This is a genomic window from Streptomyces sp. GESEQ-35 (genome assembly GCF_017948485.1).
In the GTDB taxonomy this organism is placed as follows: domain Bacteria; phylum Actinomycetota; class Actinomycetes; order Streptomycetales; family Streptomycetaceae; genus Streptomyces.
On the sequence record NZ_JAFFSX010000017.1, the window covers coordinates 60831 to 85850 of the forward strand.

21 protein-coding genes are annotated in these 25020 nt (G+C 71.3%); 14 read left to right on the forward strand and 7 right to left on the reverse strand.

Translation table 11 applies throughout. From position 1 onward, the window contains the following. Positions 1-418: 418 nt before the first annotated feature. Positions 419-1141 carry an LmbU family transcriptional regulator gene (locus KCH87_RS28990; protein ID WP_282613011.1) on the forward strand — a complete coding sequence of 241 codons (723 nt, stop codon included), beginning with the start codon at positions 419-421 and terminating at the stop codon, positions 1139-1141. Positions 1142-1821: 680 nt separating this feature from the next. Here KCH87_RS28990 and KCH87_RS28995 read toward each other — a convergent pair. Next, positions 1822-2037: an MbtH family protein gene (locus KCH87_RS28995; RefSeq protein ID WP_210589242.1), complete on the reverse strand. Its 216-nt coding sequence runs from the start codon at positions 2035-2037 to the stop codon at positions 1822-1824. Between the two features lie 740 nt (positions 2038-2777). Here KCH87_RS28995 and KCH87_RS29000 point away from each other — a divergent pair. The 6 genes from KCH87_RS29000 to KCH87_RS29025 are packed head-to-tail and all read left to right on the forward strand — an operon-like array spanning position 2778 to position 8260. Then, complete coding sequence (locus tag KCH87_RS29000; protein WP_210589243.1) at positions 2778-3524, forward strand: thioesterase II family protein; 747 nt, start codon at positions 2778-2780, stop codon at positions 3522-3524. 14 nt (positions 3525-3538) lie between these two features. Further along, on the forward strand, positions 3539-4630 hold the full coding sequence (locus tag KCH87_RS29005) for an AfsR/SARP family transcriptional regulator (protein WP_210589244.1): 1092 nt from the start codon (positions 3539-3541) through the stop codon (positions 4628-4630). A 38-nt stretch (positions 4631-4668) separates the two neighbouring features. Continuing rightward, positions 4669-4809, forward strand: a complete 141-nt coding sequence (locus KCH87_RS29010; protein ID WP_210589245.1) for a hypothetical protein — start codon at positions 4669-4671, stop codon at positions 4807-4809. Between the two features lie 39 nt (positions 4810-4848). Continuing rightward, positions 4849-5877, forward strand: a complete 1029-nt coding sequence (argC, locus tag KCH87_RS29015) for an N-acetyl-gamma-glutamyl-phosphate reductase (protein ID WP_210589246.1) — start codon at positions 4849-4851, stop codon at positions 5875-5877. After that, a complete protein-coding gene (gene argJ / locus KCH87_RS29020) occupies positions 5874-7025 on the forward strand; it encodes a bifunctional glutamate N-acetyltransferase/amino-acid acetyltransferase ArgJ (RefSeq protein ID WP_210589247.1) in 1152 nt (383 codons plus the stop codon). Before argC ends, argJ begins: the two co-directional genes overlap by 4 nt. Before the next feature lie 38 nt (positions 7026-7063). Beyond that, entirely contained in the window at positions 7064-8260 is a 1197-nt protein-coding gene (locus KCH87_RS29025) for an acetylornithine transaminase (RefSeq protein ID WP_247196990.1), read from the forward strand. Positions 8261-8516: 256 nt separating this feature from the next. On the opposite strand, the gene KCH87_RS29030 is transcribed toward KCH87_RS29025, so the two are convergent. After that, positions 8517-9518 (reverse strand): streptomycin biosynthesis protein, encoded by a 1002-nt coding sequence (locus KCH87_RS29030; RefSeq protein WP_247196991.1) that lies wholly within the window; start codon positions 9516-9518, stop codon positions 8517-8519. Positions 9519-9870: 352 nt separating this feature from the next. Here KCH87_RS29030 and KCH87_RS29035 point away from each other — a divergent pair, with 352 nt between their 5' ends. Further along, on the forward strand, positions 9871-10596 hold the full coding sequence (locus KCH87_RS29035; RefSeq protein WP_282613012.1) for an LmbU family transcriptional regulator: 726 nt from the start codon (positions 9871-9873) through the stop codon (positions 10594-10596). 28 nt (positions 10597-10624) lie between these two features. Here the strand turns inward: KCH87_RS29035 and KCH87_RS29040 are convergent, their stop codons facing one another. Continuing rightward, positions 10625-11269 carry an FMN-binding negative transcriptional regulator gene (locus KCH87_RS29040; protein WP_210589248.1) on the reverse strand — a complete coding sequence of 215 codons (645 nt, stop codon included), beginning with the start codon at positions 11267-11269 and terminating at the stop codon, positions 10625-10627. Between the two features lie 303 nt (positions 11270-11572). Between KCH87_RS29040 and KCH87_RS29045 the strand changes: the two genes are divergently transcribed. The 3 genes from KCH87_RS29045 (at position 11573) to KCH87_RS29055 (ending at position 15174) form a co-directional block, all read left to right on the forward strand. Continuing rightward, a complete protein-coding gene (locus KCH87_RS29045; RefSeq protein WP_210589249.1) occupies positions 11573-12925 on the forward strand; it encodes a lysine N(6)-hydroxylase/L-ornithine N(5)-oxygenase family protein in 1353 nt (450 codons plus the stop codon). 179 nt (positions 12926-13104) lie between these two features. After that, a complete protein-coding gene (gene argB / locus KCH87_RS29050) occupies positions 13105-14013 on the forward strand; it encodes an acetylglutamate kinase (protein WP_210589250.1) in 909 nt (302 codons plus the stop codon). A 126-nt stretch (positions 14014-14139) separates the two neighbouring features. After that, entirely contained in the window at positions 14140-15174 is a 1035-nt protein-coding gene (locus tag KCH87_RS29055) for a hypothetical protein (RefSeq protein WP_210589251.1), read from the forward strand. 163 nt (positions 15175-15337) lie between these two features. Here KCH87_RS29055 and KCH87_RS29060 read toward each other — a convergent pair whose 3' ends face one another. After that, positions 15338-15799, reverse strand: a complete 462-nt coding sequence (locus KCH87_RS29060; protein WP_210589252.1) for a nuclear transport factor 2 family protein — start codon at positions 15797-15799, stop codon at positions 15338-15340. 173 nt (positions 15800-15972) lie between these two features. On the opposite strand from KCH87_RS29060, the gene KCH87_RS29065 reads away from it, so the two are divergent. After that, positions 15973-20301 (forward strand): non-ribosomal peptide synthetase, encoded by a 4329-nt coding sequence (locus KCH87_RS29065; protein ID WP_210589253.1) that lies wholly within the window; start codon positions 15973-15975, stop codon positions 20299-20301. Positions 20302-20825: 524 nt separating this feature from the next. After that, the gene (locus tag KCH87_RS29070) at positions 20826-23075 is read left to right on the forward strand and encodes an MMPL family transporter (RefSeq protein ID WP_210589254.1); all 2250 of its coding nucleotides are present in this window, start codon (positions 20826-20828) and stop codon (positions 23073-23075) included. A 60-nt stretch (positions 23076-23135) separates the two neighbouring features. Here KCH87_RS29070 and KCH87_RS29075 read toward each other — a convergent pair whose 3' ends face one another. Then, a complete protein-coding gene (locus KCH87_RS29075) occupies positions 23136-23561 on the reverse strand; it encodes a nuclear transport factor 2 family protein (protein WP_210589255.1) in 426 nt (141 codons plus the stop codon). 111 nt (positions 23562-23672) lie between these two features. Then, a complete protein-coding gene (locus KCH87_RS29080) occupies positions 23673-24053 on the reverse strand; it encodes a helix-turn-helix domain-containing protein (protein ID WP_210589256.1) in 381 nt (126 codons plus the stop codon). Positions 24054-24177: 124 nt separating this feature from the next. Between KCH87_RS29080 and KCH87_RS29085 the strand changes: the two genes are divergently transcribed. Continuing rightward, on the forward strand, positions 24178-24585 hold the full coding sequence (locus tag KCH87_RS29085; RefSeq protein WP_210589257.1) for a RidA family protein: 408 nt from the start codon (positions 24178-24180) through the stop codon (positions 24583-24585). A 147-nt stretch (positions 24586-24732) separates the two neighbouring features. On the opposite strand, the gene KCH87_RS49360 is transcribed toward KCH87_RS29085, so the two are convergent. After that, positions 24733-24939 (reverse strand): DUF5302 domain-containing protein, encoded by a 207-nt coding sequence (locus tag KCH87_RS49360; protein WP_210589258.1) that lies wholly within the window; start codon positions 24937-24939, stop codon positions 24733-24735. Positions 24940-25020 lie beyond the last annotated feature (81 nt).

Genomic DNA, 25020 nt, shown 5'->3' on the forward strand with positions numbered 1-25020 from the left:
CCGCTACGCAATGCGATGCGCGCGCCTTTCGCACACATGCGGCCCGAGGAGTCCGGCGTGGTAATCACGTGAACATTAATTCCCATGCCAGTTGACCACGGTAGTGAACCGAGCGCGATCGAACAACCAGGACAACACCGGCAGTAGACCCACCAGTTGTCCCGTCGACAGGACCGACAAACCAAAGCCCGTGCGTGTGCTGTCCGATCAAGCGGCGAGGGTGAGGTTGTGCGTACGGACGACGACCGTCCGGATATCCGTGGGCCTGCCTGGACGTGGCCATGGCAGAAGAAGGTCGCCACCTGGACCAGACCACTGGCATGCACATAGGTGTTCGCCGCGCAAGCATTCGAGTGCCGCTCCAGCCGTTTTCGCGAGATTTCTGGCTGGATATGTTCAACCTTCACATGGAGGCATGATGGCGCGTCAGGTCGGTCGAATTCCGGAGTCGCAGGGCGGCCCGGCGAGCACCCTTCCCCAGTCCCCGCCACGGCAACCCGTCGCGAGAGCCGCGCCGCCGGGCCGGGGCCAGGTGCTGACGACCAAGGTGGGTCTGCAGATACCGTCGGGGATGTCCTACGACGAGTGGGAGCGGTCCGGGCGTCAGCTCGCCGGCATCCTCGACTCGTCCTCCTGGTGGCTGGGCGACTGGCTCGTATACGGCAAGGACCACTACACCGACCGGTACCAGCGCGGGATACGCGCCGCCGGCCTCTCCTATCAGACCCTTCGCAACTACGCGTGGGTGTCGCGACGCTTCGACCTCACCCGGCGCCGGCCCGCCCTGAGCTTCCAGCACCATGCCGAGCTGACGGCCATGCCGGTCGAGGAACAGGACTTCTGGCTCGACCGCGCCGAGGAGCAGCAGTGGACCACCAAGCAGCTGCGCAGCGCCCTGCGCGCCGCACGCCAGAGCGAGGAGCAGCCGCGCACCCCCACCGAGCCGAGCCACCGGCTTGAGGTGCCCGGCGGCCGTATCCAGTCGTGGCGCAAGGCCGCGGAGCAGCTGGGCGTCGACTTGCAGCACTGGGTGATGACCACGCTGGACAGCGCGGCCGTGATGGCCCTGGAGGACCTCGGCATGCCGGCGGAGCAGGAGGGGCTGTCCGAGCCCGAGAACATCAAGGGCCTGGCCGCGTAGGGCGCGAGCGCTGCCGACTGACCGTGGCCACGACATACGGTTCTGATCCACTTCTTGTGGGGCGGTGGCGGAAGGTGACGGTCTTCAGTCGGCGAGGAGTATCTGCAGTCCTCGTTCGTGGATCCGATGTTGCGGTGAAGTGCGGCGGCTTACTTCGGCGGCGTAGGTGGCCCAGCCACCGGCTGCGGCTCGTTGCTATTGGACGGCGACTTGGATGTGGATGCCGAGAGTTCGGCGAGGACGGCGGCGGGAAGTTCGGTCGCGAGCTGGCAGAGGGCGGTTGTGCGGACGCCGCCGGTGCCGAGGCGTTCGCGGAGCCGGTAGGCACTGATTGGCTGTCCCGGCTGCCCGCCGGGGAACAGCCATGGGGACGCCGCGCGGTGGCCGGACACGGCATGTCCGCGGCGAGCTGCGGCAAGTTGGGTGACAAGGGTGTCCAGCGGGGCCGGCAGCGTGATGGGTGCGGATCCGAGTGTGATGTCGACGCGATCACCGCTGATCGTGATGTCGTCAAGGCTGAGGCGGGCGATATCGGCGACGTGTTGCGCTGCCCACCGGACTCGCCTTGTACCTGCTCGCGGTTTTCACAGCGCCCGTCACAACCTTCATCTCCCAACTCAGAGTGCTTTCCTGGGCGTGAACCGATCACTCGACCGAGCAACGAGAACTCCGGGCGGCGTTCAGTCCGCCGCCATTGCCTCGGTCAGGCTCCTGGGGCGCAGGTCGGTCCAGTTCCGTTCGACGTACTCCACGCACTCGGACCTGGCCGCCTCGCCGAAGACCACCCGCCAGCCTGCGGGGACCTCGGAGAACACCGGCCACAGGGAGTGCTGCTCCTCGTCGTTGACCACGACGTAGAAACGGCCGTCCTCGTCATCGAAGGGGTTCGTGCTCAACTGGCACCGTCCTTAAGCGTCATGGAGTGACTCGGAATGGGGTATCGCCGGGCCGGGTGCGAGAGAGCACCGGGCAAGGGGTCGCCGATCGGCGTCGTCCGGTGGACAGGGCACTCGGGCGTCCGGTCGACGGGACACCCGGCATCGGTGGCGACCCCGGCGTTGCCACGTCACCGTAAGGACCCGGCCGCCGGCGCTACAAGGCGCCGGGCTCGCCGGCCTCCCGGTCGTCCGCCCGGATCTGCACCCCACCGGGATCCTCTGCACCTCAGCGGGTTCCTGTGCCACGATGCCGGGCCGCGACCCGGGCCGGGGCCGGGGCCGCCGTCCTTGCCGCAGACAAGGAAGATCGGCTGCCTCGCGTTCCTGGGATGAGAACGTACGGCAGCCGATCGGCCCGTCCGCTGTCCGCTCGGGTTCGAGCGGTGATGCGGGACCCTGGCCTTCTGGGCCGGGCGGCCGCCGTCGTACGGGCTTGGCCGCCCGCGTCGTTGCCGGTGGCCGACGGCCCACTGTTCCGCAGCGCCTTCGAGACCCGGGCGAGTTCCGCTGGAGCGCGCAGGGGCGGCCGGGGTCAGCGGTCGGGGTCAGCGGTACCGGCACCGATGTCGGCGCCCGCGCCACCTGAGGATCGCTCAAGAGCCGCCGCACCTGCGGCAGAGCCCCTCTGGAGCCCGCGCCCAGCCGGTCTCACACCGTTCTATGGTCCGAAGGTGCGCGGCCCGATCCAAGGGAGAGCGATGGACAGCACACGACCTGCCCTGCGCCTGTTCGTCCTGCACCACGCGGGGGGCTCACACCTGCTGTACCGCCACTGGCCGGCGACGCTGCCGGACACGTGGGACGTGCGACTGCTCGACGCCCCGGGCCACGGCCTCCTCCTCGACCTGCCGCAGATCACGGACGCCGGCCGTCTCGCCGACTTCCTGCTGCGCACCATCGAGCCCGAACTGACCTGCCCCTACGCCCTGTTCGGGCACAGCATGGGCGCCCTCCTGACGTACGAGATCACGCGGCGGGCCGTCGACCGGGGCCTGCCGCTGCCGGTGTGGGCCGGTGTCTCCGCACGGTCCGCACCGCAGCCGGCCGGGCCGGGGCAGCGGTACCACGAGCTGCCGGACGCCGAGCTGCGGACTCGGCTGAAGCTGCTCGGCGGCACGCCCGCCGGGGTCTTCGACGACCCCGACCTGTGGGCCCTGTTCGAGCCGGTCATCCGGGCCGATCTGGGCCTGGTGGAGAACTGGCGGCCCGCTCCCGGCTCCGCTCCCCTGCCCGTGGCGCTGTCCGCCTTCGCGGGCGGCGCGGACCACTCCGCTCCACCGCCGCGGATGGCCGGCTGGGCAGAGCACACCGAGCACTTCCTGGGCCTGCGGGTCTTCGACGGCGGCCACTTCTACTTCCAGGACGATCCCGGGCCGCTGCTGCGGCAGATCGAACGGGACGCGACCACGGCGCTCGACGCGGCGGGCGCGACGCGCTCCCGCTGAACCAAGGGGAAGAGATGCAGATCCGCATTCTCGGTCTCGTGGAAGTCCAGGACGAACGCACCGGTCTACGGATCCTTCCCACGGGTGCCAAGCAGCGTGCGCTGCTGGGGGCACTGGTGGTGAAGGCCGGGCATCACGTCTCCGTGCAGCGGCTCATCGACGAGCTGTGGGGCGAACACCCGCCCGCCAACGCGGAGAACGCGCTACAGGTCCATGTGGCCCGGTTGCGCCGGCTGCTGTCCGGACCACAGCGGCAGTACGTCGAGCCACCCGGACAACCTGCCCAGCGCCCGTCGATCGTGACCACCTCGCGCGGTTACGCACTCCAGCTCGCCCCCGTCGAAACGGACGCCGCGCGCTTCCAGCACCTGACCGACCAGGGCCGCCGGGTCCTGCGCAACGCCCCGGGGCAGGCCGGTGAACTGCTGCACCGGGCCCTGTCGTTGTGGCGCGGCCCGGCTCTGGACGGCAGCGTCCTCGGCGACATCTGCGCGGTCGAGGCGGCCCGGCTGGAGGAGCACCGCCTGACCGCCCTGGAGATGATGTACGACGCGTATCTGCGCACCGGACGCCACCGCGAGATCACCGGCGAGCTGGTGGAGCTCACCACCGATCACCCCATGCGGGAGCGGTTCTACGACCTGCTGATGCTCGCCTTCTACCGCTGTGGCCGGCAGGTGGAGGCGCTCGGCGTGTACGAACGGGCGCGCAACCGCCTGGTGCACGAACTCGGCGTCGAGCCGAGCCCCGCCCTGCGCGGCCTGATGGAGGCGATACTCCACCACGACCCGGCCCTCGCCACGGCGGCGGGCCCCCGCCACCCGTGGCCGGCCGAGGAGACGCCCGCGGAGGCGGACACGACGGCCTACGACGTGGTGCGCCCCCTCTACGAGGAGATAGCCCGCCTGCACGGCCGCATCGAGCGACTGCAACGCGAGCAGAACCAATTGCTGTGCCGCTTCAATGAGTTGACCGCGAGCACCGCTCAGCGGGTGACGGACGGCTCGGGACGCGGCCCGGAGGGCGTCCACCGGGGCCAACGACCGTCGACAACCCCGGCTTCCCGGGCTCCTCCTACGGACTGGGCATCGAGCGGCTCACGCTGAGCTGCGGCACGACCCTCTGGTATCACGACGGAGGCGCGATGGGGTGGATCACTCTGGCCACCTTCAGCGAGGACAGCCGCCACCAACTCACGTTCAACTACAACGGCGACTGGGAAGCATCGGGGATCTTCCCCATCCTGAACGCCGAGTACTGCGACACGCCTTCCGGTTCGAGCTGAGGCAGGTCGGGACGGCATGTCTGTCAACGGGGAGGACTTATGACCGTGCGAGCGGCCGTGGCCGGAGCGAGCGGCTATGCGGGGGGCGAACTCCTCCGGCTGCTTCTGGCCCATCCTGAAGTGGAGATCGGTGCTCTGACCGGGCACTCCAGCGCGGGACAGCGCCTGAGCACCCTTCAGCCGCACCTGACTCCGCTGGCCGGGCGGGAGGTACGGCCCACCACCGCCGACGCCCTCTTGGGGCACGACGTCGTGTTCCTGGCCCTGCCGCACGGCCAGTCCGCCGCCGTCGCGGAGCAGTTGGGCGACGACACGCTCGTCATCGACTGCGGCGCGGACTTCCGGCTCGCGGACCCGGCCGACTGGGAGAGGTTCTACGGCTCGCCGCACGCGGGCACCTGGCCCTACGGCCTGCCCGAACTGCCCGGCGCCCGCCCCGCGTTGGCGGGCGCCCGGCGTATCGCGGTGCCGGGCTGCTACCCGACCGCCGTTCTGCTGGCCCTCTTTCCCGCGTACGCGGCACAGCTGGCCGAACCCGAGGCGGTGGTCGTCGCGGCGTCCGGTACGTCCGGCGCCGGGAAGACACCCAGGGCGGACCTGCTCGGAGCCGAGGTCATGGGCTCCATGCGGCCGTACGGCGTGGGTGGTGGCCACCGGCACACGCCTGAGATGATGCAGAACCTCAGCGCCGTGGCGGGTCGCCGGGTCGCCGTCTCCTTCACCCCGACCCTGGCCCCCATGCCCCGCGGCATCCTCGCCACCTGCTCCGCCGCGACGCGGCCCGGGGTCGGCGCGGGCGAGGTACGGGCCGCGTACGAGAAGGCGCTGGGCGACGAGCCGTTCGTACGGCTGCTGCCCGAGGGGCAGTGGCCCAGCACCGCGGCCGTGTACGGATCGAACGCCGCGCAGATCCAGGTGACCCTCGACCCTGCGGTCGGCCGGATCATCGCGATCAGCGCCATCGACAACCTCACCAAGGGCACCGCGGGCGGCGCCGTCCAGAGCATGAACGCCGCCCTCGGCCTCCCCGAGCAACTGGGGCTTTCCACGATCGGAGTCGCACCGTGAGCGTCACCGCAGCACGAGGCTTCACCGCGGCGGGCATCGCCGCCGGAATCAAGCAGAACGGCAACCGGGACCTGGCGCTCGTCGTCAACAACGGGCCGCGCCACACCGCGGCGGGCGTCTTCACGTCCAACCGCGTGCAGGCCGCCCCCGTCCAGTGGTCCCGGCAGGTCCTCACGGACGGCGGGATCCGCGCGGTCGTGCTCAACTCCGGCGGCGCCAACGCCTGTACCGGGCCGCAGGGCTTCCAGGACACCTGCGCCACCGCCGAGAAGGCCGCCGAACGGCTCGGCCTGGACGCGGCGGACGTGGCGGTCTGTTCCACCGGGCTCATCGGTGTGCCGCTGCCCATGGACCGGATCCTGGCCGGCGTCGAGAGCGCCGTCAGCCGGCTGTCCGAGTCCGGCGGCGAGGACGCGGCCGTCGCCGTCATGACCACCGACTCGGTGCCCAAGACGGCCGCCGTCACCCGGGCCGGGTGGACCGTCGGCGGCATGGCCAAGGGCGCCGGGATGCTAGCCCCCGGGCTCGCCACCATGCTCGTCGTGCTCACCACGGACGCCGCCCTGGACAGCGCGGCCCTGGACCGGGCGCTGCGGGACGCCACCCGGGTCACCTTCGACCGGGTCGACTCCGACGGCTGCATGTCCACCAACGACACCGTGCTGCTGCTCTCCTCCGGGGCCTGCCAAGTCACCCCGGAACTCGATGAGTTCGCCGACGCCGTGCGCGCGGTCTGCGCCGACCTGGCCCGGCAGCTCATCGCGGACGCCGAGGGCGCGAGCAAGGAGATCCGCATCGAGGTCGTGGGCGCCGCGAGCGAGGACGACGCCGTCGAGGTGGGGCGCTCCGTCGCCCGCAACAACCTCCTCAAGTGCGCCCTCCACGGCGAGGACCCCAACTGGGGCCGCGTCCTGTCCGCCATCGGCACCACCTCCGCCGCCTTCGAACCCGACCTGCTGGGTGTCGCCATCAACGACGTGTGGGTCTGCAAGAACGGATCGGTGGGCGAGGACCGCACGCTGGTGGACATGACGGGCCGCGAGGTCGGTATCACCGTCGACCTCGCCGCGGGCGCGGAGGCGGCCGTCATCTGGACCAACGACCTCACCGCCGGCTACGTCCACGAGAACAGCGAGTACTCCTCATGAACGCCCCTGACCGCGACATCATGTCCGAGGGAGACGGCATGAGCGACAACGCGGCGCTGACCCGGCGCTGGCAGGACGTCATGATGGACAACTTCGGCACCCCTCGGCTACCCCTGGTCAAAGGGCAGGGTGCCCGGGTCTGGGACGCGGAGGGCAACGAGTACCTCGACTTCACCGGCGGCATCGCGGTCAACGCGCTGGGCCATGCGCATCCCGCGGTCGTAGGGGCCGTCTGCGAGCAGGTCGCCTCACTCGGCCACGTCTCGAACCTGTTCATCGCCGAACCGACCGTGCGCCTCGCCGAACGCCTGCTGGGGCTCGCCGGGCGCCAGGGCCGGGTCTACTTCTCCAACTCCGGTGCCGAGGCCAACGAGGCGGCCTTCAAGATCGGCCGACTCACCGGCCGGCCGCACATGGTGTCGGCCACCGGCGGCTTCCACGGCCGCACCATGGGGGCGCTGGCGCTCACCGGCCAGAGCGCCAAGCAGCGCCCGTTCCAGCCGCTGCCGGGCGACGTCAGCCATGTGCCGTACGGCGATGTCGAGGCCCTGCGCGACGCCGTCACCCCGGACACCGCGCTGCTGGTGCTGGAGCCCCTCCAGGGGGAGAACGGCGTGATCGTGCCGCCGCCCGGCTATCTGCGGGCCGCCCGCGAGATCACCGCGGCGAGGGGCACCCTCCTCGTCCTGGACGAGATCCAGACCGGCATCGGGCGCACGGGCCGCTGGTTCGCGGCCCAGGCCGAAGGCGTCGAGGCGGACGTCGTCACCCTCGCCAAGGGCCTGGGCGGCGGTCTGCCCATCGGCGTGACGCTCGCCTTCGGCGCGGCCGCGGAGCTACTCACGCCCGGCACACACGGCTCCACCTTCAGCGGGAACCCCGTGGTGTGCGCGGGCGCCCTCGCCGTACTGGACACCATCGAGGGCACGGGCATCCTCGACCACGTGACCCGCTCGGGTCAGCGGCTGCGGCACGCCCTGGAAACCCTGGGCCACCCACTGCTGCGCGAAGTCCGCGGCGCGGGCCTGCTGTTGGGCATCGTCCTCGACGGGAACCTCGCGACACGCGTGCAGCAGTCAGCCCAGGACAAGGGCCTCCTGATAAACGCGGTGACCCCGGACGTCATCCGCCTCGCCCCACCCCTGATCGTGTCGGACCGCGAGCTGGACACCTTCCTCGACTGCTTCCGGGCGGCCCTGTCCGAGGCGTTCGCCGAGGTGCCGGCGGCGGTCTGATCCCGCCGGGTCCGGAGTTCGTCGGCGCAACGGTCGTGCAGCCTGCGCGAAAACATCCGCGCGGTGTCCGAGCACGCTCCGTGCGAGACCTGTCCGCGGCGCGCGGTGACGCGGCGGCGGCGATCTGACCCCGCGGGGCGTCGAGTTCATCGGCGAGGCACAGCCAAGGGTCAGCGCAGCGACGTACGGCCTGCGCGAGGAGGGCCGCGGCGTGCGGCGAGGCACCGGCGGCGGCCCGTCCGGGCCGTCCCGCGGGTCACATCCGTCGGGTGTCGAGTTCGTCAGCGAAGCGCAGCCAGTGGTCGGCGCAGCGGCGTGCGGCCTTGGCGAGGGAATCTGTGCGGTGGGCGGGCACGCTTCGGGCGAGGCGGAGCCACTTCGTGTCGTCGCCGATCGAGTGGATGCTCAGCAGATGGAGCAGCGTCCGGCCGGCCTCCGTGCGCAGGGACGGGTCCTTGCGCAGGTTGGGGAGGAGTCGGTCGAGGGCCGTTGAGGAGGGGCGGGGCGGGGCGGGCTCGGGCGCCGGTGAACTCGGCTTCGTCGGCTGTCGCTTGGACGGCAGGGGGTCCTGGCCCTGTCGGATGCGGTCCCGGACGTCCTTGGCGGTCGCCGTGGCGATGCCCGCCTGCTGGGCTATCGCACGCAGCGATGCCCCGGGGTTGGCGGCGATCAACTTGCCGGCCCGCAGCCGCCCTTCGGTCGCCTGGAGCGGACGGACGCGTCCGTCCCGGCCCACGCGTGCGTTCAACTGTTCGTTCCGGCCGGGCGAACGGCGCCGGATGGAAGCGACGGTGCTGGCCGCGAGTCCGACGCCCGCGGCGATCCGCCGGTCCGACCAGTACGGGCGGGCCCGCAGGATCCGCTGCGCCGCGGCCGTCCGGTCGGCCTGCGACAGCGGCAGCCCGTGGGTGATGTTGAGCCACACCGCCAGGGTGAAGGCCTCCATCTCCTCGCCTTCGAAGAACTCCACGTCGATGGTGTCGTCGCCGCGCAGCCGTGCCGCCCTGAGCCGGTGCATCCCGTCGATGACCCGCATCGTCTCGCGGTGCACCAGGATCGGCGGCAGCGGCGAATCGAGCCCCGCGAGCAGCTGGACGCGCTCGCTGTCCTCGCCGTTGATCCTCGGCGAGAAGGATTCCGGCAGCGAGTCCACGGGCATCGTGGCCCGCCGCCTTCCGGCCGGTTCCCCCGTGGCGACGGCGGCGACCGCGTCGACCGGAGCCGGGGTGCCGTCAGCCGTGACCAGTCGAAGACCCATCAGAGGACCCTCCTCCGCGATCATGACGTGGATGGACAAACAGGGGCCGGAAATGGCCGCAGCCGCTGTGCGCGTGGGACCGGGCGAGATGGTCTCTTCATTTCGCGCTCACGCTGCCCGCCAGAAAGGGAGCCGTGCCACGGCAATGAATTCCGGCCGATATTGAACATACTCTCCGGTCAGGAGGCGGTGAAGGAAAGGCGCACTCAACGCACCGCGGCCCTGGTGGTCGTGTGTCGTCCCGTCGACGGGACGTTTCACCAGACAGTCGTTCGAGCGCCGCTCCGCCGCCGCTTCAAGCCGTCACGGGAGACTTCACGCCAGTTATGTGCACCCTTCTCATGGAGGCATGATGGCGCGTCAGGCCGGTCAATCCGCGGGGTCGCGAAACGGCCCGGCAACCGCTCTCCCGCAGCCCCCACCACAGCAACCGCGCACCGCGGGGGCCGTGCCGCACCGGGGCCAGGTGCTGACGACCAAGGTGGGCCTCCAGATGCCGACCCAGATGGCCTACGACGAGTGGGAGCGGGCCGGGCGCCAGCTCGCCGACGTCCTCGACTCGTCCTCCTGGTGGCTGGGCGACTGGCTCGTATACGGCAAGGACCACTACACCGACCGGTACCAGCGCGGGATACGCGCCGCCGGCCTCTCGTACCAGACCCTGCGCAACTACGCGTGGGTTTCACGGCGCTTCGACCTCACCCGGCGCCGGCCCACCCTGAGCTTCCAGCACCACGCCGAGCTGGCCTCCATGCCGGTCGAGGAACAGGACCTGTGGCTGGACCGCGCCGAGCAGCGGCAGTGGACCACCAAGCAGCTGCGCGGCGCGATCCGGGCCGCGCGCCAGAGCGAGCAGCAGCAATCCGCTCCCACCGAGCCGAGCCGCCGCCTGGAGGTCCCCGGCAGCCGTCTTCAGTGGTGGCACAAGGCCGCGGAGCAGCTGGGCGTCGACTTCGAGCAGTGGGTGATGAGCACGCTGGACAGCGCGGCCGCGAACGCCCTGGAGGACCTCGGCAACCCGGCGGAGCGGCCCGACGGTCTCGCCGAGCGGACCCGGCCGGTGGCCGTCAGCGCCTGAGTCCCCCGCGCCGAAAACCTACGGCACGTCAGGGCAGCCGGCTCATCAGCCCGGCGGTCTCGCGCTTGTACGCGCACCCGCTCTGCCCGAACGACTCCCGTACCCGGTTGCGCACCTCGCCCGGTTGCTCCTGGCTGAGCTTGAACATGCCCTCGGCCCGGGTCACCGTGAACCGGAAGGCCCCCACACCGGGCGCGATCTTGCGGAAGTAGTCGAGCGACTCGGTCATGTCCCAGCCGTTGCCGAACGCCCCCTCGAAGGCGTGCACGGTGGACTCCACCACGCCCAGCGTCTCCTCCATCGAGTCGATCTTCTCCACCACTCCCCGGACATGCACCGCGGTGAAGTTCCAGGTCGGGGCGGCCGGGCTCACCTCGTACACCGTGGGCGACACATAGGAATGCGGACCGGTGAACGTCAGCACCAGGACGCTGCCCGACTCCAGCGCCGCCCAGTGCGGATTCGCCCGGTTCATGTGCCCGAGCAGCGTGGCCCCGGGCAGCTCGCCGGACCAGTCGCCGGACGTCTCGGGGTCGAAGATGACCGGCAGATGCGTGGCGAACGGACCGTCGCCGGGGCAGCCGTTGGCCACCGCGAGCGCCAGTGGATTACCACGGATCAGGTCCACCATCCATGAACTGCCCGGTTCACGGTAAAAGCTGGGCACGAACATCTGGATTCTCCCTTTCGGCAATTGACTCGGGGCCGGGCTCTGGCTAAGGGCATGACTGATCGCTTTACTCCGGGCGCCTACGCCATCGGCCCCGCCACACGGAGATGTTGAAATCCGCGCCGACCGTAACTCCGTCCTGTCGACAGGACAACGAGTTCGGTTATCAAGCGTGCCTCAAGGCGCTCTCAAGTCGCCTTCATATCGTCTTCCAGTTGCTTTCGAGTCAGGCTCCAGGCAACACTGCAGAACGGTCTCTCGGGCCACCGGCCGAGCTTTTCCAGACGCAAGCGGGAGAGAATTTCTATGGGCATAGCGGATAGGCGTAACCAAGAGATCTACGACGTGGTCGGTATCGGGTTCGGCCCGTCCAACCTGTCGCTCGCGATCGCCTTGGAGGAGCACGGGGCGAGCGCTCCGCAGCATCCGGTCAAGTCCCGTTTCTTCGAGCGGCAGCCCAGGTTCGGCTGGCACCGGAACATGCTGCTGCCGTCGACGACCATGCAGATCTCGTTCCTCAAGGACCTGGCGACCTTCAGGAATCCGATGTCCCGGTTCAGCTTCATCTCGTTTCTGCACGCCTCGAACCGGCTGGTGCAGTTCGTGAACAACCAGGACTTCTTCCCGACCCGGCAGGAATTCCACCAGTACCTGGAGTGGGCGGCCGCCGGCCTGAGCAACCGGGTCACCTACGGCGCCGAGGTCACCTCGATCCGGCCCTGCACCGAGGCCGGGGCACGGACGCCCGACCTCCTGGAGATCGAGGCGCGCGGCAGCGACGGCACCACCAGCGTGGTCACCGCACGCAACGTGGTCGTCTCGACGGGCCTGGTGCCGCGCCTGCCGGAGGGAGTGCAGTCCGACGAACGGGTGTGGCACAGCTCGGAGTTCCTGAGCAGGTTCCACGCACAGGCCCCGGAGGACCTCAAGAGCGTGATGGTGGTCGGCGCCGGCCAGAGCGCGGCCGAGATCACCCGGTTCCTCCACGACTCGCTGCCGCACGCCCAGGTCTGTGCGGTCATGCCGTCCTACGGCTACTCCGTCGCCGACGACACCCCCTTCGCCAACCAGGTGTTCGACCCGGACGCGGTCGACGAGTACTACTTCGGCACCGAGCGGGGACGGGACGCGTTCTGGCGCTATCACCGCAACACCAACTACTCGGTGGTCGACGCCGACGTCATCCGGGCCCTGTACCAGCGTTCGTACGACGAGCAGGTGCGCGGCAGCGAGCGGCTGCACTTCCGCAACCTCACCCGGGTCGCCGAGGTCAAGCGCGTCGAGAGCGAGACGCGGGTGACCCTGCTCTCGGTGCTCGACGACCGTACGGAGGAACTGGCCGTCGACGCGCTGGTGTTCGCCACCGGCTACGACGGTCTGGACCCGGCCCGCCTGCTCGGCGACTTCGACCGGCACTTCCAGCGCGACGCGGCGGGCCGGCACCGAGTGGAGCGCGACTACCGCCTCGTCAGCTCATCGGGACTGACCTGCGGTGTCTACCTCCAGGGCGGCACCGAGCACAGCCACGGCCTGTCGTCGGCCCTGCTGTCGAACATCGCGGTACGCAGCGGTGAGATCGCCGACTCGATCGTGCTGGGGCGCACCGAGCGGGAGTTGAACGACGGCTACCCCGTGGAGGAAGCACCCTCGGCCGCCTGAGGCCGCACACCGTAGAGGTGCGTCCGGTCCTTCTCACGGCCGGCGCCCCGCCGGCTGCGCAAAGCACTTGCTGCCCTTGATATCCGTCACCCTGTCCTGTTCCGGGACGTGTAAGGAGTCATGTCGATGAGCTCCAACTGCCAGGCCGGCGACCTCGTCCAACGGCGTGCGAGGTTCTCATGACCGTCAGCGCGCACCCGGCCCTGGCCAAGGCCCGGTCCATCGGCGAGGCCCTGCCATGGCTGGCCCGCCACCAGGGCCGGACGGTCGTCATCAAGCTGGGCGGACACGCCATGGTCGACGAGGACCTCACGGCGGCCTTCGCCCGCGACATCGTCTTCCTGCGCTACGCCGGGCTGCGGCCCGTGGTGGTGCACGGGGGAGGCCCCCAGATCGATGCCGAGCTCGCGCGGCGCGGCCTGAAGCGCGAGTTCAAAGCCGGGCTCCGGGTCACCTCGCCGCCCGCGATGGACGTGGTGCGGATGGTCCTCGCCGGCCAGGTACAGCGCGAACTGGTCGGGCTGATCAACCGCTTCGGCCCGCTCGCCGTCGGTATGACCGGCGAGGACGCGGACACCCTCACCGCGGTGCGGCACATGCCGTGGATCGACGGGGAGCCGGTGGACGTCGGCAGGGTCGGCGACATCACCGGCGTGGACACCGGTGCGCTGGACTGCCTGCTGACGAACGGCCGGATCCCGGTGGTCTCGCCGCTCGCCCGCAGCGCCGAGGACGGTCGGGTCTACAACGTCAACGCCGACACGGTGGCGGCGGCGCTCGCGACCGCGCTGCGCGCCGAGGTGCTCGTCATGCTGACGGACGTCGCGGGTCTGTACGCGGGCTGGCCGCACAGTGAGGAGGTCATCCAGCGGCTCACGGCCTGCGAGCTGGAGAAGCTGCTGCCCGAGCTGAGCGACGGCATGGTGCCCAAGATGACCGGTTGCCTGCACGCCGTGCGGGGCGGCGTGGGCGCGGCCCGGGTGATCGACGGACGGGTCCCGCACTCGGTCCTCCTCCAGATGTTCGCCGACGACGGGGTCGGCACGGTGATCGTGCCGGACCCGGACGAGGCGGAGGTCCTGCCGTGAACGAGTGACGCAACAGCACCGGCAACAGCACCGGCACACCATCGGCTCGGCACGGCCCGCAGCGGCCGGTCCAGGCTCACCGGCATCCGAAATCGACGACATCGAGCGAAGGCGAGGGCAGTGCCCATGACACGCACACCCTGGGCTCCTCCCTCGGCCGACGGCCGCCTCCACGCCGTGCCGTCATCCGGTCCGCCGGCTCAACACGCCCGGGAATCGGCCGACTTCGTCCGGCAACCGCCGGACTCCGAGCGCCCGGTGCACGCGGTGGATCTCACGCCGCGGCTAGCGGCCGAGCTGGCCGTCGCCGCCGAGACGGACGGCGACGGTGCCCACGGACTCGCCCGCCGCCTCGCCGTCTCCCTCACACCCGAGGCCCGGCTCGTCCTGCTGAACGCCCTGTCCGAAGCAGACGCGTTGCACGAGAGCGACCACCCCGCCGGACACAAGGCCAGCAGTGCCGCCGCGTACGGGCCCGGCTGCGACCTGCCGCCACACCAGCAGCCCGAGCCCGGCCGACCGGCCGATGATCCCGAGCCGGGCCGACCGGCCTACGATCCCGAGCCCGACCACCCCGCCGGGACCAGCCGGGCCGCCGCCTACCGGACCAGCTGCGAACTGCCGACACACCAGCAGCCCGAACCGGGCCGACCGGCTGGCGATCCCGAGCCCGGCGATCCTGCCGGGACCAGCCGGGCCGTCGCGCACCGGACCGGCTGTGAGCTCTCCGCCAGCGCGCCCAGCGGCGCGCCCGAGGTCAGGGTGGCCCCGCCCCCTTCCGGCCTGCGCAGCCTGCGCATCCTGCCGACGTACCGGGAGCCCGGGACGGGCCGACCGGCCGACTGTTCCGAGTCCGGTGATCCCGAATTATGGCCGGCGTCCCGGAACGATCCGCCCGACGGTCTCATCCGTCTGCGGTTCGCCGATGCGGTGGCGCTCGAGCGGGCCGGTGCCGCGTTCGGCGCCGGATCAGGACCGGGCTTCGCCGACGCGTGGAGTGAGCCTGCGACGCTCACCCTGCGGATTCGCGGGGACGCCGGCGTCGAGACCTTGCGGGCCGTGCTCGCGGTGCTCGACGCGGCGGCGATCACGGCGGAGTCGCTCACCGTGCACACGCACGAACTCGACGACGTCTTCGCCGCGTTCACCAGCCTGCCCTGAACGTCCCCCATGACGTCGACGCGCCCGCCCTCGTCGGTGACGGAAGGCGGGCGCGGACAGGGAGGGGATGTGCACGGCCCACTCTAGGCATGGGCCGACCACAAGTCCCTTGCGCCATACGGAACTTCGAGCTCAGCTACAGCGGCGCTCCGCCTCTCGGCGTTCAGGCCAGGTCGTCGCGGGTCACCCGGCGGTGCGCGGTGCGCCACTTGCCGCGGGTGCGGACCAGGACGTCCTCCATGACGCACACGTACAGGACCTTGGAAGTGCCTCCGTTCGGCGTGACGTACACCAGGGCCGAGCAGCGGGTGTGCAGCGAACCGTCCGCCTGGGGCTCCACGTCGAGCATGCCGACCCAGTGGTTGAGGCGGCTGCCGGCCCGCCGCTGCCGTGCCGCGCCCGCGCGTACGTAGCGGGCGAGCCCGGCGCGGGCACGCACCGGCTCGGACAGGAAGGGCAGTTCGAAGACGGCGTCCTCGGTGAAGGTACCCACCCAGCGCTCGGTGTCGTGCGCGTCCAGGATCTGCATCTGGTGCGCGTAGAACTGCTGCACCTCCGCGTACAGGGCGGCGAACTCCTGGCTCGGGAGCGTGCGTTCGGCCGTGCCCACCCGTTCGACGGTCATGATCTCAGCCTCCGCTTCCGTCCATGTCCTCGGTGCGGACAGTCTCTGAGGCTCGGATCGAGCATCCTTCAAATACTCCTCAAGCGCCCCCGCCGACGGTGGAGGCCACAGGCCGGGCGCGGGCGTGCTCAAGGCTCTGCCAGGTCTTGAGCCGCCGTCGAAGGAGCCCGCCGATGTCCCTCTCCGACCTCGTCGAACAGCAGGTGCGTGCTCGCCCCGAGGCGGTCGCGGTCGCCTGGCCGAACGGCATCGCTCCCGGCACCGCCCTCACCTACCGGGAGTTGAGCCGCGCCGCCAACCGGCTGGCCGCGCATCTGACGGCGCGGGGGGTCGGCGCCGGGGACCTGGTGGCGACCTGCCTGCCGCCGGGCCCGGACCTGGTGACCGCCTTCCTCGCGATCGTGCGGACGGGCGCGGCGTACGTACCGCTCGACCCCGGTCATCCGGCGCTGCGGCGCCGGCTGATCGCCCGGGACTGCTCCGCGCGGGCCGTGGTGACACTGGCGGCCTACGCCACGGACTTCGACGACAGTGCGGGAGTTTCGGTCGCTCCGGTCGCTCCGGTCGGCGCTGACCTGGACGCCGGCAGCGTGCGGTGGACGGATGCCTCGGTCGCTCGGGCGGGTGTCGGCGTCGGCACAAGCTGCCTCCCCTCCCCCGTGACCGTCGTTCTCGACGCCGAGGCCGGTGAGATCGCGGCGCGGCCGGACGCGTTGCCCACGGTGGTGCCGGCGCCGGACGATCCCGCCTACGTCTGCTACACGTCCGGGACCACCGGCTCGCCCAAGGGGGTCGTCGTACCGCATCGGGCGGTGCTGGATCTCCTGGGGTCCGCCGACTTTCTGCGACTGGAGCCGTGGGACGTGGTCGCGCAGGCCGCCAACCCGGCCTTCGACGCGGTCACGTTCGAGATCTGGGCGACGCTGGCCGCGGGCGGCCGGCTGGTCGGGGTGGACCGGGACACCGTCCTGGATCCGCAGCGGCTGGAGCGCCAACTGCGGGCGCACGGCGTCACGGTGATGTTCCTGACGACGGCGCTGCTGCACCGGCTGGCCGACGAGCGGCCCGCGGCCCTCGGACCGTTGCGGGCCGTGCTGTTCGGCGGCGAGGCCTGCGATCCGCGCCGGGTGCGGCAGATCATGACGGCCGGGCCGCCGGAGCGGCTGCTGCACATGTACGGGCCCACCGAGGCCACCACGTTCGCCACCTGGTACGAGGTACGCGAGGCGCCCGCCGAGGACGCGCCGGCCCTTCCCATCGGCCGGCCCATCGGCGCGACCACGGCCGTGGTCGTCGACGAGACCGGGTTCGAGGTGGCATCGGGCGGCACCGGCGAACTGCTGCTGGGCGGGCCCGGTCTGGCCCTCGGCTACCTGGGGCAGGACCGGTTGACCGGTGAGCGGTTCGTCGAGGGCCGGATCACCGGCGGCGGGCGGCTCTACCGCACCGGCGACCTCGTGCGGCTGCGCGAGGACGGCGACCTGGAGTTCGTCGGCCGGCAGGACGACCAGGTCAAGCTGCGCGGCTTCCGGGTCGAACTCGGCGAGATCGAGGCCGTGTTGCGCGGGCATCCGGCGGTGTCGGCGGCCGTGGCGTCGGTGCAGGAGACCCCGGACGGCGAGCGCCGGCTGGTGGCGCACTTCGTGCCCGCCGCACCGGCCGCCCGCGCACCGCGGCCCGAGACACAGCTGACCGAGTGGCGGGAGATCTACGACACCCTGTACCGCGACGCCGCCCGGACCGGGCTCGGCCACAACTTCGCCGGCTGGCACAGCAGTTACGACGACCGGCCGATCCCCGCGGAGCACATCCGGGAGCTGCTGCACGCGACCGCGCAGCGCGTGCGGGAGCTGCCCGGGCGCCGGATCCTGGAGGTCGGTGCCGGTGCGGGGCTGCTGCTGGCCGAGCTCGCCGGCGACGCGGAGTGCGAGGAGTACTGGGCCACCGACGTGTCCGAGGCGGCCGTGGCTGCGCTGCGCCGCCAGGTCCGCGCCGATGCCCGGCTGCGCGGGCGGGTGCGCATCGGCTGCCGGGCCGCGCACGACACGGACGGGCTGCCGCGGGGCCGCTTCGACACGGTCGTCGTCAACTCGGTGATCCAGTACTTCCCCGGCCTCGGCCATCTGCGGACCGTCGTCGAGCGGTTGCTGCCGCTGCTGGCGCCGGGCGGCTCGCTGTTCCTGGGCGATGTGCGCAACCTGGAGCTGTCGCGCTGTCTGGAGACCGGTGTCGAACTGGCCGCCGGCGGCGCGGACCGGGACCTCGGCGCGGTGCGCCGCGGGGTGGCCAGGCGGGTGGAGCTGGAGACGGAACTGCTGCTGGCGCCCGCGCTGTTCGCGGCCCTGGCCCGGGAGCTGCCGGCCGTGCGCGCGGTCGACGTACGCGTCAAGCGGGGCGGATACGCGGACGAGCTGAGCCGGTACCGCTACGAGGCCGTGCTGAGCACCGCGGAACCCGTCGCGGACCTGGCGGACGCGCCGCGGGTGCGCTGGGGTGGAGAGATCGCGGATCTCGCGGGCCTTCAGGCGTATCTGCGCGACCGGCGGCCCGCGGTGCTGCGGATCACCGGTGTGCCCAACGCGCGCGTGCACGGCGAGTGGGCCGCGGCGGCCGAGCTGGACGATCCGACGGGCAGCGTCGCCCGGGCGGTCGCCCTGCTGTCCGAGGCGTGCCCCGCGCCCGGCCCGGAGGAGCTGTGCGCCGCCGCCGAACGCCTCGGCTTCCGCGCGCTGCCGACCTGGTCGCCCGGGGCGGCCGAGGCGCTGGACCTGGTGCTGCTGGCGCCGGGGGCCGTCCCCAGGGGCCCGTTGACCTCGGTGTACGCGGCGCCGGTCCGCGCGCCCGAGCGGTGTGCGGGCACGCCCAACTCCTTCGAGCGCACCGTCGGCTTCGAGGCGGCCCTGCGCACCCGGCTGCGCGAGCGGCTGCCCGACCACATGCTCCCGGCCGCGCTCGTGACGCTGGACGCGCTGCCGCTGACCTCCGCCGGAAAGGTGGACCGCGGCGCCCTGCCCGGCTGCTCGTTCACCCCGGGCCGGCCCGGAACACAGCCGGGCACCCCCGTGCAGGAGATCCTGCGGGACCTGTTCGCCGAGGTGCTGGGCATACCGCGGCGGGCGGTGCACGCCGACTCGGACTTCTTCCGGCTGGGCGGCCACTCGCTGTCCGTCGCCCGCCTGCAAGGACGTATCCGTGGGATCTTCGGCGCCGCCCCGGGCGGCCACGCCCTGTACGACGCGCCGACCCCGGCGCTGCTCGCGGACCTCGTCGGCGATCCGGCGGCCGCGGCGACCGGGCCGGTGGGGTCGGCGACGGACAGCGCGGTGCTGCCGCTCCGGCTGCGCGGCGCCCTGGACGTCGAGGCGCTCAAGGCGGCGCTGGCCGACCTGGGCCGACGTCATGAGCCGCTGCGCAACTCGCAGTTGGGGGCGGCGGGCACCCGGCTGCGGACCGTGTCGGCCGAGGACCATGTGCTGGAGCTGGCGGTGCCGGCCGACACCGTCGACCAGTGGTCCCAGCTGCCGCTGGCCATGGACCTCGCCCGGGCGTACGAGGCACGGGCGACCGGCGACACGCCCTGGTGGGCGGCCCCGGCGCACGGCGAGGTGCCGCGGGCCCGCCGCGGCGACGTGGCGCCGACGCCGCTGCCGGGCGCACCGGACAGTCCCGCGGACGACCCGGCCGGCACCCTGGGCACCCGGATCGACGCGGGCCTGCACGAGCGGCTGACCCGGTTCGCGGCCGGGCAGGACGCCACCTTGTTCATGGTCGTGCACGCCGCGCTGGCGGCACTGCTGGTGCGGCTCGGCGCGGGCCCGCGCACGACGGTGGCCGCACCTGTTCCGGCCCGCGGCAGCGACGCGCTGCGCCGGTCGGTCGGCCCCTACGGGCGGGTGCTGGCGCTGACGGTGGACGGCTCGGACGATCCGTCGTTCACCGAACTGCTGGCGCGGGCACGGGGAGCCTGTCTGACGGCCTACCGGGACGGCGCGGCACCGCTGGCCGAGCCGGGCGGGGTGTCGCTGACGGTGCTTCAGCATGCGGCCGACGTGTACGAGGCGGCCGGACTGTCCGTGCGGCCCGAACCCGCCCAACTCCCCTGCGCCTGCTCGGAGCTGGCCCTGACGCTGGTCGAACGGCAGGACGCCGCCGGTGCGCCCGCGGGCATCGCCGTGACGGCCGTGTTCCGGGCCGACGGGGTCGGCGAGGCGGTGGCGGCGTCGCTCACGGGGCAGCTGATCGCCGTACTGGAGTCGGCTCTTCAGGACGCCGCGTGCCCGGTCAGCGGGTTGTGGCCGGCGGATCCCGGGGCCCGCGGGGGCGATCAGGGCCGTCCGGGCGAGGCGCTGCGGCTGCCGCGGGCGACCGTCGCCGGACCGTTCGCCGAGCGGGTCGGCCACGGCCCCGGACAACCGGCGCTCTCGGACCTCGACCGGGCCGAACTCGACGCCCGCTCGGACCAGTTGGCACCCGTCCTCGCCGAGCACCGGGCGGGCCGGTGAAGGCCGATGCCGCGCCGCTGCCGCTCGACCCGGCGCACGAGGTACCCGACGGGGTGCGGCCGGTGGTGCTGCTGGACGAGGCCGCCGACCGGGAGCTGCCCGCCGTGCCCGGCTCGGTGCGGCTGGTGCCGCGACCCGGCGGCTGTGCCGGACGGCCGGCTCACCACGTCTGCGCAGGGGCTCTGCCTCCATCCCCGCTCGACCACCCCTGTAGGCGGCCTGGTCAGGCTGGTCGCGGTCAGGGGTGCCATGGCCGGAGGTTGTCGACGTAGGGCCGCGAGGCCCGTAACGCCGCCCTGACGCATGTTTAACGCCATGGCGAGCCAGGTTGACTCATTCATGACACCTAGCCACCTGACCTGCGATTTCCCCACTTCAATAGCGTGCCATGGTGCCGCACCGACGGCGATATGGCTTGCGGCGACGCCGCCAGTGATGCCATCATGGCGCCACTTGAGCGCGGGTCTGGTGCCACCGCACTGCCGACCTTCCCTGCCATCCCCCACCGACAGGAGTTCCCAGCCGTGGCTACCTTCCTCTACAAACTGGGCCGTCTCGCCTTCCGGCGGCGATGGCTGATGGCGCTGCTGTGGGTGGTGATCTTCGTCGGTGCGGGCCTCGCCGCCTCCTCCGCGCCGACCCCGCCCGCCGACACCTTCTCGATGCCCGGCACGGAGTCGCAGAAGGCCTTCGACCTCCTGGAGAAGAAGTTCCCGGACGCGAGCGCCGACGGGGCGAGCGCCCGGGTCGTGGTCCGCGCGCCGGCGGGCGAGAAGATCTCCGCCCCCGCGCAGAAGGACCAAGTCGCAGCCCTGATCGCGCAGTTGAAGAAGTCCCCGCAAGTGGTCTCGGTGAGCGATCCGTTCGCGACGAAGGCGGTGAGCAAGGACGGCTCCACCGCCTACGCCATCGCCACCTACGAGGTCCCCGCCACCAAGGTCGACGACCAGGCGCACGACGCGCTCGACGACGCACTGGCCAAGGCCCGCGACGGCGGCCTGACCGCTGAGGCCGGCGGCGACGCCGTGAAGGTCGACGCCGCGATGAGCGGCAAGGGCGAGCAGATCGGCATCCTGATCTCCGCCCTGGTCCTGATCATCACCTTCGGCTCGGTGATCGCCGCCGGGATGCCGCTGCTCACCGCCCTCATCGGAGTCGGCGTCGGCATCTCCGCCATCACGGCGCTCGGCTCCACCCTCGGCCTGTCCAGCACCACGTCGACCCTGGCGATGATGCTCGGCCTCGCCGTCGGCATCGACTACGCCCTGTTCATCGTCTCCCGCTACCGCTCCGAACTCACCGAGGGCCGTGACCGCGCCGACGCCGCAGGGCGGGCGGTCGGCACCGCGGGTTCCGCGGTCATCTTCGCCGGGCTCACCGTCATCGTGGCCCTCGCCGGTCTGGCCGTGGTGAACGTTCCGATGCTCACCAAGATGGGCCTGGCCGCCGCCGGCACCGTCGCCATCGCCGTGCTCATCGCCCTCACCCTGGTCCCGGCACTGCTCGGCTTCGCGCCCGTCAAGGTCCTTCGCCGCAGGGACCGCGCCCGCTTCTCCGGCAAGCCGCTGTCGGCCCGCCGGCAGCGCAAGGCCGCCAAGCGCGCCAAGAAGGACGCACGCCGCAGGCCCAACCTCGGCTCCCGCTGGGCCCGTTACATCCTGCGCCACCCCGTCGCCGTACTGCTCCTGGCAGTGGTCGGCCTGGGCACGGTCGCCGTGCCCGCCGCCAGCCTGGAGCTCGGTCTGCCCGGCGAGGGCACCATGGCCCCCGACACCACCCAGCGCAAGGCCTACGACATGCTGTCGGAGTCCTTCGGCGCCGGATTCAACGGGCCGCTGATGATCACCGTCGAGGGCAAGGACGCGGCCGTCGCGGCCGGCACCGTCGGCAAGGAACTCGCCGGGCAGAACGGCGTCGCCACCGTCACCCCGGCCACGGTCAACGAGGCCGGTGACACCGCGATCCTGAACGTCGTCCCGGCCACCGGCCCCACCGACGGCGCGACCGAGGACCTGGTGCGCCACCTGCGCTCCCTCGCCGACGGCTTCCAGGCCGACACCGGCGCCGAGGTCCTGGTCACCGGCCAGACCGCGATGTTCATCGACTTCTCCAAGACGCTCGACGACGCGCTGCTTCCCTATCTCGCCCTGATCGTCGGCCTGGCGTTCCTACTGCTGATGGTGGTCTTCCGCTCGGTGCTCGTCCCGCTCAAGGCGGCCCTGGGCTTCCTGCTCTCCGTGGCGGCGGCGCTCGGCGCGGTGGTGGCGGTCTTCCAGTGGGGCTGGCTCGCCGATGTCTTCGGCATCGACCAGCCGAGCCCGATCATGAGCACGATGCCGATCTTCATGATCGGTGTGGTCTTCGGACTCGCCATGGACTACGAGGTGTTCCTGGTGACCCGTATGCGGGAGGCGTACGTCCACGGGGCGCGGCCCGACGAGGCCGTGGTCACCGGGTTCCGCTACGGCGGCCGGGTGGTCGCCGCGGCCGCCGCCATCATGATCAGCGTGTTCTCCGGCTTCATCGCGGAGAACAACGACTTCGTCAAGATGATCGGCTTCGGCCTCGCGGTCGCGGTGCTCTTCGACGCCTTCATCGTCCGCATGACGATCGTGCCCGCCCTGTTCGCCCTGCTCGGCAAGGGGGCCTGGTGGCTGCCGCGCTGGCTCGACCGGTTGCTTCCCAACCTCGACGTCGAGGGCGAGAAGCTCTCCCGCATCGCTCCGGACGGGCGGGTGGCACCGCCGCGCCGCGAGCATGAACTGATCCGCTAGAAACGAGGATCGACCGTGGTCAGGCCCAGCGGCTCAGCGCCGCTGGGCCTCCTCGCACGCTCAGAGGTTGTCGCCCCAGCCGGACTGGATCATGGTCTGGAAGGCCCAGGTGCCGTCCTTGCGGAGCAGGATGTCGGCATAGGTCATGTCGTAGGTCCCGTCGGCCGTGGTGACGGTGGAGTGGGTGAAGACCACGGCCATGGACGGGGAGAGGAAGACCGGACTGCGGGTGTTGTCGAAGGTGACCTCCGCGGTGCCGTCCCCCATGACGTGGGCCATGGTGTCGGTGAACTGACCGCGGTTCCACTGCGCGGACCTGCCGTTGCCCGCGGAGTCGTCACTGATCAGGTTGAGGGGGAAGACGGCCATGTCCGCCATCCGCTCGACGTCGACCTTGGTGCAGTGCGCGTCGTACTCCGCGAACCAGGCGTCGAGGCCGGCGCGTTCCTCGGCGGTGGGGGTGTAGCCGGTCTCGGGCAGGGTCACTCGGGCTCCCGTCGTACGGTCATGCTCGTCAAGTTTGACTAGGAGATCAGCGTAGAGCTGCGACGGCAGTCGGGCAAACGGTTCGACCGGCGGTCCGTACGGCCGCTGCCGTCAGGTGTCGAAGCGGTGCCGGGACGACTCGATGTGACCGAGGTACTTCTGGGTCCAGCCGCACATGCCGTCGATGGTCACGCGCAGCGCCCGGCCCGGTTCGGTGAGGGTGTACTCGACCCGCGGCGGCACGGTGGGGTACACCTTCCGCTCGACCAGGCCGTTGCGCTCCAGCATGCGCAGGTTCTGGGTGAGCATCTTGTGGCTGATGCCCTCGACCTCGTCGCGCAGCTCGCTGAAGCGCAGGGTGCGTTCGCCCACGGCTTCGATGATCAGGAGCGCCCACTTGTTGGCGACGTCCGAGAAGATCTCCCGCGCCAGGGAGTCCGCGCGCGTCACGTCCGCGTCCTCGGCAGAGCCGCTGAACTGCTTGGTCACCATGAGGTTCCCCAGTCACTGAAAAGTGCGTTCTTCCATGTCAGCGATCACTCTCCTACGGTTCCTGAGTAACCACAAGAGACCGTGAGAGCTCGCGAGCCGGGCTCTCCCGACGAGGAGGCGCAGCATGGCCATCACCCTGGTGAACCCCGAAGGACTGCCGGAGATCGACGTCTACCGGCAGGTGTCGATCGCGTCCGGGTCGAGGCAGGTCTTCATCGCCGGCCAGGTCTCCTGGGACGCCGACGGGGTCACGGTGGGCGCGGGTGATCTCGCCGCCCAGGTCGAGCAGTGCTACCTGAACATCGACACCGCCCTGGCCGCGGTCGGCGGTTCCTTCGCCGACGTGGCGAAACTGACCGTCTACGTCGTCGACTGGACCCCCGACAAGATGCCCCTGCTCATCGAGGGCATCACCCGGGCGGCGGCCAGGCTGGGCGTCACGCCGGTGCCGCCGGGCACGCTGCTGGGCGTGGCGGCACTGGACGTACCCGACCATCTCGTCGAGGTCGAGGCCACCGCGGTCCTCGACTGAAGAACATCGCGGCGGCTGAATTCCGATGCCGGGTCGAGTAATTGTCCAGCGATTCTCAAGGAATGCTTGAAAAGGGAGCGAAAAAAGAAACCGCCGTGATCCGGTGTTGCGGGATCACGGCGGGCCGTGCGGGGGTGGCGAAGGCCCTCACCCGGACTTGCGGCGGAAATTCCGGCTCTGGCCCTTGGGGCCGTTGAGGCCCTTGATCTTCTGGCGTCCCTCCAGGTGTGCCTCCTGGGACCTGTTGGTGCGGGACTTGCGCTCCAGGGCCTCGCGGAACTTGCGCTTGGCCTCGCTCTCGGGCTCGTTCTCGGGCTCGTTCTCGGCCGCGTTGTTTTCCTGCGTATCAGTCACGTATTGCCTCCCGGGTGTGTCCTCAGCTTTTTTACCTCATGATCTGATGAAGTCAACTCGTTTTCTAGCGGTTCCCAGTTG